General features: G+C 69.4%; 13 protein-coding genes. 5 read left to right on the top strand and 8 right to left on the bottom strand.

Features of this window, described 5'->3' with window-relative positions; genetic code table 11:
• The first annotated feature begins 35 nt into the window (after positions 1-35).
• Positions 36-617: a GtrA family protein gene (locus ACFVV5_RS06850; RefSeq protein ID WP_387240896.1), complete on the top strand. Its 582-nt coding sequence runs from the start codon at positions 36-38 to the stop codon at positions 615-617.
• On the opposite strand, the gene ACFVV5_RS06845 is transcribed toward ACFVV5_RS06850, so the two are convergent.
• Both ACFVV5_RS06845 and ACFVV5_RS06840 read right to left on the bottom strand, forming a co-directional pair.
• A complete protein-coding gene (locus ACFVV5_RS06845) occupies positions 579-1127 on the bottom strand; it encodes a PH domain-containing protein (protein ID WP_387240893.1) in 549 nt (182 codons plus the stop codon). The genes ACFVV5_RS06850 and ACFVV5_RS06845 overlap by 39 nt on opposite strands.
• A gap of 6 nt (positions 1128-1133) precedes the next feature.
• Positions 1134-1898, bottom strand: coding sequence for a biotin--[acetyl-CoA-carboxylase] ligase (locus ACFVV5_RS06840; protein ID WP_387240890.1), 765 nt, complete (start codon positions 1896-1898; stop codon positions 1134-1136).
• Between the two features lie 76 nt (positions 1899-1974).
• On the opposite strand from ACFVV5_RS06840, the gene ACFVV5_RS06835 reads away from it, so the two are divergent.
• Together ACFVV5_RS06835 and ACFVV5_RS06830 are read left to right on the top strand one after the other, a co-directional pair.
• On the top strand, positions 1975-3588 hold the full coding sequence (locus tag ACFVV5_RS06835; RefSeq protein ID WP_387240887.1) for an acyl-CoA carboxylase subunit beta: 1614 nt from the start codon (positions 1975-1977) through the stop codon (positions 3586-3588).
• Positions 3585-3821, top strand: coding sequence for an acyl-CoA carboxylase epsilon subunit (locus tag ACFVV5_RS06830; RefSeq protein ID WP_387240884.1), 237 nt, complete (start codon positions 3585-3587; stop codon positions 3819-3821). The genes ACFVV5_RS06835 and ACFVV5_RS06830 overlap by 4 nt, the downstream gene beginning before the upstream one ends.
• A gap of 706 nt (positions 3822-4527) precedes the next feature.
• On the opposite strand, the gene ACFVV5_RS06825 is transcribed toward ACFVV5_RS06830, so the two are convergent.
• The 4 genes from ACFVV5_RS06825 to ACFVV5_RS06810 are packed head-to-tail and all read right to left on the bottom strand — an operon-like array spanning position 4528 to position 8744.
• Entirely contained in the window at positions 4528-5556 is a 1029-nt protein-coding gene (locus tag ACFVV5_RS06825; RefSeq protein ID WP_387240881.1) for a hypothetical protein, read from the bottom strand.
• Entirely contained in the window at positions 5553-6800 is a 1248-nt protein-coding gene (locus ACFVV5_RS06820; protein WP_387240878.1) for a sensor histidine kinase, read from the bottom strand. Before ACFVV5_RS06820 ends, ACFVV5_RS06825 begins: the two co-directional genes overlap by 4 nt.
• Entirely contained in the window at positions 6787-7446 is a 660-nt protein-coding gene (locus ACFVV5_RS06815) for a response regulator (RefSeq protein WP_387241343.1), read from the bottom strand. The genes ACFVV5_RS06820 and ACFVV5_RS06815 overlap by 14 nt, the downstream gene beginning before the upstream one ends.
• A gap of 38 nt (positions 7447-7484) precedes the next feature.
• Entirely contained in the window at positions 7485-8744 is a 1260-nt protein-coding gene (locus ACFVV5_RS06810; protein ID WP_387240875.1) for a class I SAM-dependent RNA methyltransferase, read from the bottom strand.
• Positions 8745-8768: 24 nt separating this feature from the next.
• Between ACFVV5_RS06810 and ACFVV5_RS06805 the strand changes: the two genes are divergently transcribed.
• Complete coding sequence (locus ACFVV5_RS06805) at positions 8769-9407, top strand: Maf family protein (RefSeq protein WP_387241340.1); 639 nt, start codon at positions 8769-8771, stop codon at positions 9405-9407.
• 79 nt (positions 9408-9486) lie between these two features.
• On the top strand, positions 9487-11256 hold the full coding sequence (locus ACFVV5_RS06800; RefSeq protein ID WP_387240872.1) for an acetyl/propionyl/methylcrotonyl-CoA carboxylase subunit alpha: 1770 nt from the start codon (positions 9487-9489) through the stop codon (positions 11254-11256).
• A gap of 40 nt (positions 11257-11296) precedes the next feature.
• Here the strand turns inward: ACFVV5_RS06800 and ACFVV5_RS06795 are convergent, their stop codons facing one another.
• Together ACFVV5_RS06795 and ACFVV5_RS06790 are read right to left on the bottom strand one after the other, a co-directional pair.
• Positions 11297-12178, bottom strand: a complete 882-nt coding sequence (locus ACFVV5_RS06795) for a type IV toxin-antitoxin system AbiEi family antitoxin domain-containing protein (RefSeq protein WP_387240869.1) — start codon at positions 12176-12178, stop codon at positions 11297-11299.
• A gap of 170 nt (positions 12179-12348) precedes the next feature.
• The gene (locus ACFVV5_RS06790; RefSeq protein ID WP_387240866.1) at positions 12349-13785 is read right to left on the bottom strand and encodes an NAD(P)H-quinone dehydrogenase; all 1437 of its coding nucleotides are present in this window, start codon (positions 13783-13785) and stop codon (positions 12349-12351) included.
• Between the last annotated feature and the right edge of the window lie 29 nt (positions 13786-13814).

Here is a 13814-nt window from a genome sequence, read left to right as displayed (position 1 = left end):
TTCTCTATCTTCCCGCATTCGATTCGGTTGGAAGCATGGCTATCGACACTCCCCGGACGCACCGCTCGCGGCTCCTGCCACAGCTGGTGAAATTCGGTGCTGTCGGGGCCGTGGGTTTCGCGGTCAACTTCGTCGTCTTCAACGGGCTGCTGCTCACCGTGTTCTCGAAAATGCACCACGGCACGATCTTCGCCACGATCATCGCGACGATCGTCGCGATCGCGACGAACTGGGTGGGCAACCGCTATTGGGCGTTCTCCGGGCAGCGGCAGACCAACACCGCGCGCGAGGGTGTCGAGTTCTTCATCGTGAGTCTCGCCGGCATGTGCATCCCGCTGCTGTGCATCTGGGTGTCGCATTACCTGCTCGGCTACACGTCGCTGTTGGCCGACAACATCTCCAACAATGTGATCGGGCTCGCCCTCGGCACCCTGTTCCGTTTCACCTTCTACCGGTGGTGGGTGTTCTCCCCGCAGCGCGCCAAGCGTGCGGTCGAGGCCGGGTCGGCTGCGACGACCACCACGACCACGACCGCTCCGGTCGCGGCTCAGGTCGCGAAGGTCGCGAAGGTCGCGAACCTACCGGGAGCCCCAGACCGTGGTCTCGTCGGAGACTGACTCGGTCTGCTGACGCCGCGTTCCGACGACGGTCTGCGAGTGCTCCATCAGGTCGTTCAGCGCACGCTGGACGGTGTCGGCCTTCGGAACGTCCTTCAGCACCACCGGGCGTTCGAGCCCGGAGTTGATCCGCACATCCCCTGAGCGGAATGCGCTCTGCAGCCAGTTGCGCTTGACGGTGATGTCATAGCCCCGACTGTGCAGCAGCTCCTGCCGCACCCGGATGAAGAACCCGTGACGCAGGATGATGCGGCGCGTCGTGATCGTGTAGCGCTTGCTCAACCAGAACGCCAGCGGCAGCAGGAAGAGCAGCAGCACGACAGCCGCCGCCGTCGACCAGAGCAGTACGTTCTCCCACACCTCGTCGAACTGGCCGGCGAGATAGCCGAGCCCGCCGCAGGTCGCGATCAGGACGATGCTCGGCCAGAACAGCGCGCGGGCGTTCGGACGCAGACGCGCCACGATTCGCTCGGGAGGCGCTGTCGGCGCTCCCTCAGGCGTGTTGCTCATGACCCATTAATACCGCAGGTGCGTCACGTCGCCGGCCGCGACAGCCGTGATGCCCGCATCCGACTCGACGATCAGTCGTCCGTCTTCGTCGATGCCGGTCGCGGTGCCGAGCAGGGTGTCGCCGGAGGGCAGCTCGACGCGCACCGCACGGCCGACGGTGTGGCAGGCCTCGACGACCTCGTCGAGGAGGGCGCTGGCGACCGGGTCGCCTCCGGCGGTCAGGAACTCGCGGTAGAGCGTGGTAAACGCGGTGAGGTAGGCGGCGAGCACCGCATCCGGGTCGAGGTCGGCGGATGCTCCCGCAAGCCGCAGCGACGTGGAGGAGTCGGTCGGCAGCTCGTCGCGGTCGAGGCTGAGGTTCACGCCGGCGCCGATCACCACGCCCGACAGGTCGGGGAGCAGCTCGGAGAGGGTGCCGCTCACCTTGTCGCCGTCGATCAGCACATCGTTCGGCCATTTGACCGAGACGCCGCCGTCCACGAATGTCGACAGCGCCCTGCTCATCGCGAGCCCGGCGAGCAGCGGGAACCAGCCGTAGCTCGTGACGTCGAGTCCGGCCGGTTTCAGCAGGATCGAGATCGCGAGCGACTTGCCGGCAGGCGACACCCAGACGCGGCCGAGGCGCCCCCGGCCCCCGGTCTGGTTGCCGGTGACGACCACCGCCAGGTCGGGCAGACCGGATGCCCGGCCGACCAGCACGTCGTTGGTGGAGCCCGCCTCCTCCAGATACTCCAGGACGGGGACGACTGCGCGACTGCGACGGAACTCCATTGCCTCAGTCTGCCAGCGCGAGCACCCCTTTTTGTAGGGTTTCCTCAACGCCACGCGCCATCTGCTGGCCGGTAGAGTGAACGGCGTGACCGACACTGAACCACGCCAGACCCCCGATCTGCACACGACCGCCGGCAAACTGGCCGACCTGAAGGACCGCTTTCACGAAGCCGTGACCGCGAGTGGACAGGCCGCCATCGAGAAGCAGCACGCCAAGGGCAAGCTCACCGCTCGCGAGCGCATCGACCTGCTGCTCGACCAGGGCTCGTTCGTGGAGTTCGACGAGTTCGTCCGCCACCGCACCCACGCCTTCGGCATGGAGAACAAGCGTCCGTACGGCGACGCCGTCGTCACCGGAGTCGGAACCATCCACGGCCGCAACGTCGCCGTGTTCAGCCAGGACTTCACCATCTTCGGCGGCTCGCTCGGCGAAGTGGCGGGCGAGAAGATCATCAAGGTCATGGACCACGCCCTCAAGACCGGCGTCCCGATGATCGGCATCCTCGACTCGGGCGGCGCACGCATCCAGGAGGGTGTGGTGGCTCTCGGCAAGTACGGCGAGATCTTCCGGCGCAACACTGCCGCCTCCGGCGTGATCCCGCAGATCTCCATCGTGATGGGTCCCGCCGCCGGCGGTGCGGTCTACTCCCCTGCCCTCACCGACTTCGTGATCATGGTCGACAAGTCGAGCCACATGTTCGTCACCGGCCCCGACGTCATCAAGACGGTCACCGGAGAGGATGTCGGCTTCGAGGAGCTCGGCGGCGCCCTCACGCACAACAAGATCTCCGGCGTCTCGCACTATCTCGCCAGCGACGAGGAGGACGCGCTCGACTACGCGCGCACCCTGCTGTCGTACCTGCCGCAGAACAACCTGGCCGAGCTGCCCGTCTACGAGTCCGAGGCCGAGCTCGAGATCACGGATGCCGACCGCAGGCTCAACACGATCGTCCCCGACTCCCCCAACCAGCCGTACGACGTGAAGTCGATCATCGAGGGCATCGTCGACCAGGGCGAGTTCCTGGAGATCCAGCCGCTGTTCGCCCCCAACATCGTGATCGGCTTCGCGCGGGTCGAGGGCCGCTCGGTCGGCATCGTCGCCAACCAGCCGAGCGCCATGGCGGGCACGCTGAACATCGACGCCGGCGAGAAGGCGTCGCGCTTCGTGCGGTTCTGCGACGCGTTCAGCATCCCGATCCTGACCCTCGTCGACGTGCCCGGCTACCTGCCCGGCACCGACCAGGAGTGGACCGGCGTCATCCGCCGCGGCGCGAAGCTGCTGTACGCCTACGCCGAGGCCACCGTGCCACTCGTGACCATCATCACGCGCAAGGCCTACGGCGGCGCGTACATCGTCATGGGCTCCAAGCAGCTCGGCGCCGACATCAACCTCGCGTGGCCGACCGCCGAGATCGCCGTGATGGGCGGCCAGGGCGCCGTCAACATCCTGTACCGCGGCGAGATCAAGCGCGCCGAGGAGGCGGGCGAAGACGTCGCCGCCGTGCGCACCAAGCTCGCCAACGAGTACACGTACAACGTCGCCAGCCCGTTCCTCGCAGCCGAGCGCGGAGAGCTCGACGGCGTGATCGAGCCGGCGGCGACCCGTGTCTCGGTGATAAAGGCGCTGCGGGCGCTGCGCACCAAGCGCTCGTCCATGCCGCCCAAGAAGCACGGGAACATCCCGCTGTGACCGACGCCGACACCGACGCCGCGGCCGGCCGGATCCGTATCGTCACGCCCGGCGTGACGGCGGAGGAGGTCGCGGCCGTCACCGCCGTGCTCACCGCCGCGATCGCCGAGCAGGAGCAGGACGCGCGGTCCGCCAGACCGTCGGGCGGACCGGATGCGTGGGCTCGCAGCCAGCGCACGCTGCGCCACCCTCTGCACCCCGGCGACGGCACCTGGCGGTCGTTCTCGGGCTGACCGAAAGGGCGCATGTACCCCGGTTCGGGTGTCCCCCGTAAGCGGGGGGCGCGCGTTTTCGCGGCCCGTCCGCTAAGGGCCTCACCGATTGTCCCCCGCGTGTCCTCCAAAATGACGACTTTGCAATTCCCTCGCCCGACGCCAATATTGTTATTGCTAGGTGTCTCTCCTCGTGAGTTACACCGCCAATCACTCGCCGACTAGGGTAAGCGGGCGAGTGTTTTGGGGGCGAGTCAGGGCGATATTCGGGTTGTCGCCCTGACTCGGGGTTTCAGACAGGGGCCGGCCATTCGGGTGCCGGCCCCTTCTCCCGTTTCCGGGCTGCGTTCTTCTGGCTGTCTCGCTGGTGCGCTGCACGTAACTCCGGAGAATCCGCGCCGCACGGCGCGAAATCGCCGTCTTGGGCGAAGAATCGTCGGCGCGTCACGCGAGATCTCCGTCGTTACGCGCACTCCCCGTCGACGGGGCTCCTGAATTCAGGACCCAGCGGTCGGGGGCGTGCCGATCCTCCTGAATACAGGACCCGGCCTTGCGCTGCCGGCCGTTTCGCGCCCACCCGCACCCAGCGAGCACACTGCACTCCCGACCATCGCGCACGCTATGACCGCCCCGCCCACGCCGCGAGCGCCCCCGCTCACGCCGCGAGCGCGCCCGCCCACGCCGCCGACACGCCGCCAGCGCCCCGCCCAGGCCGCCAGCGCCGCGCTCAGGCCTCGCGCACCGGCCGCGGGATCTCCAGCCACAGGTCGACCTCGTCGTCCTCCGTGTCGGCGCCCAGCGCGTTCGCGTTGCCGTCGTCCGACATCCGCAGCCCGACCACCGTCACGGCCGTCTTCGACGAGCGCGGAACCGTGCGCACGATCAGCTTGTCCGTCGTCGTCCCCCGGATGGCGTCCGCCAGCCGTTTGAGCACCGTCATGAGCGAGCGCTCGTCCAGGTCGTCGATGCCGCCCTCGTCGAGCAGGCTGACGACGACGCCGCGGCGGCGCGCATCCATCACCTGGCGTCGGACATCGTCGTTGAGCAGGCGCCGCCCGCGGATCTCGTCCCGGATGGCCCCCTCCAGGTACCGGCATTCGCGCCGCTCGGCCTCGGTGAGGTCCCCGCCCCGGCGGACGATCTCGGCGAGCATCGGGGCCGCCACCCGGTACGTCTGGCGCAGCCGCATCTGGCGCTCCATGACGTGCGCCTCCTGGGCGGCCTGCCACTCGGTGGCCTCCCGTTCGGCACGCGCGAACTGCAGAGCATCCCGCCCCGCTTTCGCCAGGGAGCCGGAGATCACCACCGCGACGCCGACCCACACGACCGAGCCGATCACGCCGAGGCCCGCGAGTGCAGCCACACCCGCCCACACGATGGTCTGGACGGCTAGGTAGCCGACGCCGACCCACGCCGCGAACTGCTGGCGGCGCACCGCCACGATCGTCATCAGCGTGCCGACGGCGGCGACGTACCAGGTGGCGTAGCCGTTGTCTCTCGAAGGGTCCAGCTGACTGGTCACCAGGATGGGGATCGCCACGCACACCGCGAGATCGAACGCGGCCAGCCAGAGCGGCATCTTGGTCGGGCTCGTCGGCCAGAGGCTGATCACGGTCGCGACCGCGTACAGGATCATCGCGGCGATCGCCGGGCCCGGGTTGGCGGGGATCGACAGCGACGACAGGCCGAGGAACAGGTGGTAGGCCGAGAACAGCGCCCCGAGGCCGAGGAAGAGGAACCGCGGCAGCGTGATCACGCCAGCACCTCCGGATCGCTCTCCGACGACGGCCACAGGATGGTCACCGTCGTGCCCTCGCCGACGGCCGACTCGATGCGGGCGTGGCCGCCCACCTTCGACAGGCGTTCCCGGATGCTCACGCGGAGCCCCAGCCGTTCGGCAGGCACCTCGCGCGCGTCGAACCCGCGCCCGTCGTCGTGCACCACGATGTGCACCGTCGCAAGCGGACTGCCCCCGCGGATCGACAGCGTGCGCGGGACGTCACCGCCCCCGGCGTGCTGCATGCTGTTCACCATCGCCTGAACGGTGGCCGAGTAGACCGCCTCCGCGACGTTCACCGGCAGGGTGTGCACTTCGACGTCGCGCACGTCCAGGTCGAACGGCGACGAGAAAGCGTTGGCCGCGGTGAAGATCCGTTCGCTCAGCCGGTCGAGCCCGACGAGGGACTGGTCTTCGGGGCTGGACGCCTCGGCGGCGTGCAGGTGCCCGATCGCGTCGGACGCCATGCGTGCGGCAAGCTCTTTGGCCTCCGGGGTGCGCGCGCTGGCGGCGGAGAGCAGCGTGGTGAGCACACTGTCGTGCACGATCGCGTCGACCTGGACGCGCTCGACCTCGGTCGCGTGCTGGCGGACCGCGTTGGCGTATTTGGCGAGCGCCTGGCTCTGCGCGGCGTCCACCGCCGACGCCGCCTGGCGGAGCATCGCGATGATCACCAGGATGACCCCGCCCAGGATGATCGCGTAGAGCGCGTCCAGCCCGGCGATCTCGGCGCCGACGCCCCCGCCCGACGGGAGGGCGCGGATCACGCCGTAGGCGATCGGGGTGATGAACGTGTACGCCGTCGCCAGCCAGAGCGGGAACGCCACCGCAGCGAAGGCGGTGAAGACCGAGCAGAGGAACCACACCCACGGTTTCGGCCCGATCGCGTCCGGGTCGACGGCCAGCAGCGGCCAGGTCACGATCGCGAAGAAGTAGGCCACCGCCAGGATGCCCATCGCGGCGCGCACGAACTTCTGCACGATCGCCAGCAGGACGATGATGGCGAGGCCGGCGAAGATCACCGTGACGGTGACCATCCCCCACGGCTCCTTGATGCCGGGCAGCTGCGCTACGGCCGCTGGGAAGGTCTGCAGCCCGAAGACCAGGCCGAATGCGGAGACGCTGCGACCGGCGATGCGCTCGAAGCGCGCGCGACTGATCGGATTGCGCGGCTGCGACGTCGCTGGAAGGGGCGACCGCTCCGCCGCGCTAGTTGCGCTCATTGCCCGTGTCGGGATCGAGCCCGGGCAGGATCCCGTCCTCGACGGCGCGCCGGAGCAGATCGACCTTGGTGGGGGCCGGGCGCCCGACCTCGACGTACTTGACCCGGATGCGGTCCAGGTATTCGCGTGCGGTGGAGTTGGCGATGCCGAGCTGGGCGGCGACCGCCTTGAGAGGCAGGCCGGATGCGTACAGATGGAGGACATCCCGTTCGCGCCTGCCGAGCTGAGCCTTGGCGAAGTCGCTGTCGGCGTCGATGGCGGTGGCCCACTCGAGATTGTTGAGCACATCGCCGCTCGCCACCGTCTTGATGGCATTCATGACCGTGGTGGTCGGCGACGACTTGGGGATGACACCCGCCGCTCCCGCCGCGAGGGCCTCGCGCACGCTCGCCACCCGGTCGGCGATGCTGTGCACCAGCACGGCGGCGCCGGTGGCCTGGGCGCGCTTGACGTTGTCCGTGACACGCGAGCCGTCGCCGAGCGACAGGTCGAGCACGACGACGTCGCATTCCTGCGACCCGAGGAGGACGACGAACTCGTCGACGGTGGCCGCGGTGACGAGCACCTCGTAGCCGGCGTCTTGACAGGCCGCCTTCAGCCCAAGACGTACCGACTCATGATCGTCTACGATTGCCACCCGCACCATGTTCCCCATCGTAGTGGGGTGGGACTTCGCGGTTGACGTCACGGCGCCAGCGTGGCGACGGCCTCGACGTGGTGGGTGTTCGGGAAGAGATCGAACGCGCGGAGCGTGCGCAACGGGTAGCCCCGTTCGGCGAACAGTGCGACGTCGCGGGCGAGCGCGACCGGGTCGCAGGCGACGTAGACGATCTGCGCGGGCGCAAGCGAGGCGATCGCATCCACGACGGCACGGCCGGCTCCCGAGCGCGGCGGGTCGAGCACGACGGTCGCTGCACGCAGCCGGGCCCGCTCAGCCGCGGACGATTCGGATGCGGTCCGCGTCACGAAACGCTCGACGCGCTCCGTGACGGCGGAGGCCCCCAGCCAGTCCGCGAGGTTCTCCGCGGCGTTGTCAGTGGCGGCCTCGTCGCTCTCCACGGAGGTGATGCGCAGCGTGCTCCCGAACCGGTCGCCGAGCGCAGCTGCCAGCAGGCCCACGCCGCCGTAGAGGTCGAGGTTCGCCGCACGGGGATCGAAGAGCGCCTCGTCCACTGCGGACTGCACGGCCTCGGTCAGCGTCGCCGCGGCCTGACGGTGCACCTGCCAGAAGCCGCGGGCGTCCAGGCGGAACTCGCGGTCGCCCACCGTCTCGCGGATCGGAACAGGACGCTGCCGCGGACGGACGAAGCGTTTGCCGCGCTTCACCGGTGCTTCGTTGACCAGTACGTGGCCGGCGCCCGACCCCGTCGCGATGACGTCGATCGACTCGGCACCCGCGAAGGTCTGCCCGAACGGAGTGGTCTCGCCGACCTGCCCGGTGGCGAGCGGGAGTTCGGTGACGGGGACGATGGTGTGCGAGCGGGCGGCGTACGGGCCGAAGCCCCCGTCGCGCCCGACCTGCAGGCGGACGCGGGTGCGCCAGCCCGTGCCGTCGACGGTCTCGTCCTCGACCGGCTCGACGACCACGTCGATGTCCAGCTTGGCCATGCGCTGCAGCGCGTCGGCGATCACCCGGCGCTTCAGCTCGCGCTGGTGCTCGATCCGGATGTGGCCGAACTCGGCTCCGCCCGCCCGCTGCGCGGGGGCGCGGTCGATGGAGGCGGAGGACCACACATGGTCCTGCCGCTCGGGCGCAGCATCCAGCACCTCGATCGCCTCGGCGCGCCAGAAGCTGTCATGCGTGCGATCGGTGATGCGGGCCCGGATGCGCTCCCCCGGCATCGTGTCGGGAACGAAGACGACGCGGCCCTCGTGACGTGCGACGAAGACGCCGCCATGGGCGACGTTGGTAATGTCGAGGTCGACCTCATCGATCTGGGGCATCCGTCGAGCATCCCACAGGAATCCATGCGCCTCTACTTAGCCTCCACCTCGCCGGCGAGGCTCGCGCTCCTGCGCGCCGCCGGCATCGAGCCCATCGTCGTCCCGTCGCACGTGGACGAGACCGCGGCCGTCGCAGCGGCAGAGGCCGAGCACGGGCCGTTGTCCCCGGATGCGATGGTGCGGCTTCTCGCGCGCCTCAAAGCGGAGGCGGTGCGCGGCGCACTCGACGGCCGGCCGCTGGACGGCTTCATCTTCGGGGGCGACTCGGCCTTCGAGCTGGACGGCGCCATCTACGGAAAGCCGCACACCCCGGAGGTGGCACGGGAGCGGTGGCTCGCGCAGCGCGGGCGCACCGGGCACTTGCACTCGGGGCACTGGCTGATCGACCACCGCAACGGTGTGGAGAACGTCGCGTCCGGCCGCACGGCCGTCGCCGCGGTGACCTTCGCCGACGTCAGCGAGCGCGAAATCGACGCCTACATCGCCACCGGCGAGCCGCTCGAGGTCGCAGGAGCGTTCACGATCGACAGCCTGGGCGGCCCCTTCATCACACGCGTCGACGGAGACCCCAGTACAGTCGTAGGGCTGTCCCTCGCGACATTGCGTGAACTCTTCATCGAGCTGGGCGTCGAGTGGCCCAGCCTCTGGAACCGCGTTTTGTAGGCATCCCGACCTGCCGCCCATCCATTTTTGTCGGGTTCGTCCAAAAGGACACCCCGACCGAGCAATAGGCTAGAGAACTGTGCCAGGTATCACCAAGGTCCTCATCGCAAACCGGGGCGAGATCGCCGTCCGCGTCATCCGTGCCGCGAAAGACAGCGGAATCGCGTCCGTCGCGGTGTACGCCGACCAGGATCGAGACGCCCTCCACGTCCGGCTCGCCGACGAGGCGTATGCGCTCGACGGCACCACCAGCGCGGAGACGTACCTCGTCATCGACAAGCTCCTCTCGATCGCCCGGAGGTCCGGCGCCGACGCCGTCCACCCCGGCTACGGCTTCCTCGCCGAGAACGCCGACTTCGCCCGCGCGGTGATCGGTGCGGGTCTCACCTGGATCGGCCCGTCGGCCGACGCCATCGAGCGCCTCGGCGACAAGGTCTCCGCCCGGCACGTCGCCGAGAAGGTCGGCGCCCCGCTCGCCCCCGGAACGCTCAACCCGGTGGCGGACGCCTCCGAGGTCCTCGACTTCGTCGACCAGCACGGTCTGCCGGTCGCCATCAAGGCGGCGTTCGGCGGCGGCGGCCGCGGCCTCAAGGTCGCCCGCACCCGCGACGAGGTGCCCGAGCTCTTCGAGTCGGCCACGCGCGAAGCGATCGCGGCCTTCGGCCGCGGCGAGTGCTTCGTCGAGAAGTACCTCGACCAGCCGCGCCACGTCGAGACCCAGTGCCTGGCCGACGCCTACGGAAACGTGGTCGTCGTCTCCACGCGCGACTGCTCGCTGCAGCGTCGCCACCAGAAGCTCGTCGAGGAGGCGCCCGCGCCGTTCCTCACCCCCGCGCAGACCGAGCAGCTCTACAGCGCGTCCAAGGCCATCCTCAAAGAGGTCGGCTACCGCGGCGCCGGCACGTGCGAGTTCCTCATCGGCAAGGACGGCACCGTCTCGTTCCTCGAAGTGAACACGCGCCTGCAGGTCGAGCATCCGGTCTCGGAAGAGGTCACCGGGATCGATCTCGTACGCGAGCAGTTCCGTCTCGCCGAGGGCGGCGAGCTCGACTACGACGACCCCGTCGCCACGGGCCACTCGTTCGAGTTCCGCATCAACGGCGAGGACGCCGGTCGCGGCTTCATCCCCTCCCCCGGCCCCGTGCACGTGTTCAAGCCCGCCGGAGGCCCCGGCGTGCGCGTCGACAGCGGCATCCAGGCCGGCGACGTAATCAGCGGGTCCTTCGACTCGATGCTCGCCAAGCTCATCGTGACCGGCGCCAGCCGCGAGGAGGCGCTGGAACGCTCGCGCCGCGCCCTCGACGAGTTCGAGGTGGCCGGTCTGCCGACCGTCCTCCCCTTCCACCGGGCCATCGTGCGAGACCCCGCCTTTGCGCCGCAGGACGGCGAGCCGTTCTCGATCTACACGCGCTGGATCGAGACGGAGTGGGTCAACGAGATCGAACCGTGGACCGGCGAGCTCGGCGGTGCCGCACCGGCCGAACGCCGCAACAGCGTCGTCGTCGAGGTGGAGGGCAAGCGCATCGAGGTGTCGCTGCCCGCCCGGCTGCTGGCGACCGGCTCGGAGACCGCGGGTGCCGCATCCACCCCTGCTCCGCGGCGCCGCGGAGGCGCACACGCGGTGGACACGGCCACCGGCGACTCGGTCACGGCTCCCATGCAGGCCACGATCGTCAAGCTCGCGGTCGCCGACGGTGACGAGGTCGTCAAGGGCGACCTCGTGCTGGTGCTCGAAGCGATGAAGATGGAGCAGCCGCTGACCGCCCACAAGGACGGCACCGTCTCCGGGATCAACGCAAACGTCGGCGAGACCGTTTCGTCCGGGCACCTCCTGCTCAACATCGTCTAGGCGACGCCTCCTCGTCCGCAACTCCGGAGAACATGAGCGCTCAGCTCCCGATTCTCCGGAGTTGCGCTCGTTCTGGCGGCGCGTCGTATCGATCCTCCGGAATTGCCAGCGCCGCGTCGACGGCCTCCGCGACATACCCCCACTCGCGAAGAACCTGATTCGCCGAGAATCGGAGCCGCCTCGCTCCGGAGAGCACGAGCGCAGTGTCGCGTGCCCGATCCCGCTCGAACGCCTCACGATTCGAGTGGAAGGCGAAGCCGTCGATCTCGATGAGGAGGGTGCCGTTCACGCGCAGATCGACTCTCCCGATCCCCGGGATCGCCACCTGCTGCTCGACGAGGTGCCCGGCCGAGCTCAGTCGCTGCCTGACGATCGACTCCACCCCCGAATCGGAACCCGGTCGCGCTTTGGCGGCAAGATCGCACGCCCTCCGTGTCTCGCCCTCGAAGATCCTTCGGAGCGCGCCGAGCGAGACGAGTCCGGCGCCGATCGCCGTGTCGAGGACAGCCACGGCCGTCTCCTCGTCGGCGCATCGTGCGACGCTTCTCAGGCAGTCGGAGACGGAGACGCGGCCCGGCTCCCGATGAGGGTCGCTGTGCCTCCAGTGAAGTACCGTGCGGGCGCCCGGTGAGGGAATCCGCGTCGACTGCGCCGGCAGGTGCACGTGCGTGCGATCGTCGGAGCCCGCCCACAGGCCATACGTTCGCGCCGCCGACACACAGCTGAGACGGCCGCGGAGTCGGAGTGCCTCCAGCATCGGCCCAGGAATCGACGGCAGCGCGTACATCCCCCGGCGTGGACGCAGGAGGCGCCCTTCACGCACCGCCTGCGTCAGCGCACGCGGTGTCGCACCGGCGGCGGCGAGTTGCGCGAGCGACGCCGCGCCGCCCTGGGAGCAGAGGACGGTGTTCCAGGAGGTCACGGGACGATCCTCCTGGCCTCGAGGATCGGGCGGAGCGGACATCCGGAATCTGTGGATAAGTAGCGCGCGACCAATTCCGGAGGAACCGGCCGACGCGCCGACGCACGGCGAGCGACTCCGGAGCGTACGGCCGCAACCGGCGGAATTCTCCGGAGTTACCGACTGCGGGGCTAGAGGACGATGTGCATCGCGCGGGCGGCATCCGAGATGGAGCCGGAAAGCGACGGGTAGACGGTGAAGGCGCGCGCCACCTGGTCGACGGTCAGGCGATGCTCGACGGCGAGCGCGAGCGGGAAGATCAGCTCCGAGGCGCGCGGGGCGACGATCACGCCGCCGATCACCGTGCCGGAGCCGGTGCGGGCGAACAGCTTGACGAAGCCGTCCTTGATGCCCAGCATCTTGGCGCGCGGGTTCGACTTGAGCGGCAGCTTGTAGATGTCGCCCTGCGCGATCCCCTCTTCGATCTGCTTCTGGTTCCAGCCGACCGTCGCGATCTCGGGCTGGGTGAAGATGTTGGACGTCACATTGCGCAGCTCGAACGGGTTCACCGCGTCGCCCATCGCGTGGAAGACGGCCGTGCGCCCCTGCATCGCGGCCACCGAGGCGAGCGGCATCAGGTCGGCGCAGTCGCCGGCGGCGTAGATGTTGGGGACCGACGTGCGCGCGACGCGGTTCACCCGGATGTGCCCGGACTCGGTGAGCTGCACGCCGGCCTCCTCGAGCCCGATTCCGCCGGTGTTCGGCACGGAGCCGACCGCGATCAGGCAGTGGCTGCCGTCGACGGTACGGCCGTCGGACAGAGTGACGCGCACGCCGCCTTCGGTACGGACGACCGATTGCGCTCGGGACTTCGAGAGCACCTGCATCCCGTTGCGCTTGAACACGTTCTCGATGACGCGGGCGGCGTCGGCGTCCTCACCCGGCAGCACCTGGTCGCGGCTGGAGACGAGGGTGACCTTGGAGCCGAGCGCCGTGTACGCCGAGGCGAACTCCGCGCCGGTCACGCCCGAGCCGACAACGATGAGGTGCTCGGGCACGTTCGGGAGGTCGTAGAGCTGCGTCCAGGTCAGGATGCGCTCCCCGTCCGGCACCGCAGAGGGCAGGATGCGCGGGCGGGCCCCGACCGAGATGACGAAGGTGTCGGCCTCGATCCGGTCGAAGTCGGTGCCCGTGTCACCTTTGGCCGTGGACACGATGATCGCGTGCGACCCGTCGAGTCGGCCCTCGCCGGTGACGATGCGGACGCCGGCGCGCATCAGTTCGGCCTTCATGTCTTCGGACTGCTGGCGCGCGAGGCCCATCAGACGCTTGTTGACCGCGGTCAGGTTCACCGCGACCTCGGGCCGGACGGCCTTGCCCGATTCGCCCCGGCTGAAGAACTGCACGCCCAGGTCGGCCGCCTCGCCGATGGCGTTGGCCGCCTCCGCGGTGGCGATCAGGCTCTTCGACGGGACGACGTCGGTGATCACGGCCGAGCCGCCGACCCCGGTGCGTTCGACGAGCGTGACGTCTGCGCCGAGCTGCGCGCCGGCAAGCGCGGCCTCGTATCCTCCAGGCCCACCCCCGAGTACAGCGATCCTCTGCTTGCGCTCGAATTCATAGGCCATGCCTCTATTCTCTCGCACGTTGGTGCACC

It is taken from the genome of Leifsonia sp. NPDC058248 (assembly GCF_042881905.1).
Classification (GTDB): domain Bacteria; phylum Actinomycetota; class Actinomycetes; order Actinomycetales; family Microbacteriaceae; genus Leifsonia.
The sequence above is the reverse complement of the archived record's forward strand: the minus strand, read 5'-3'. Positions and strand labels throughout refer to the sequence as shown.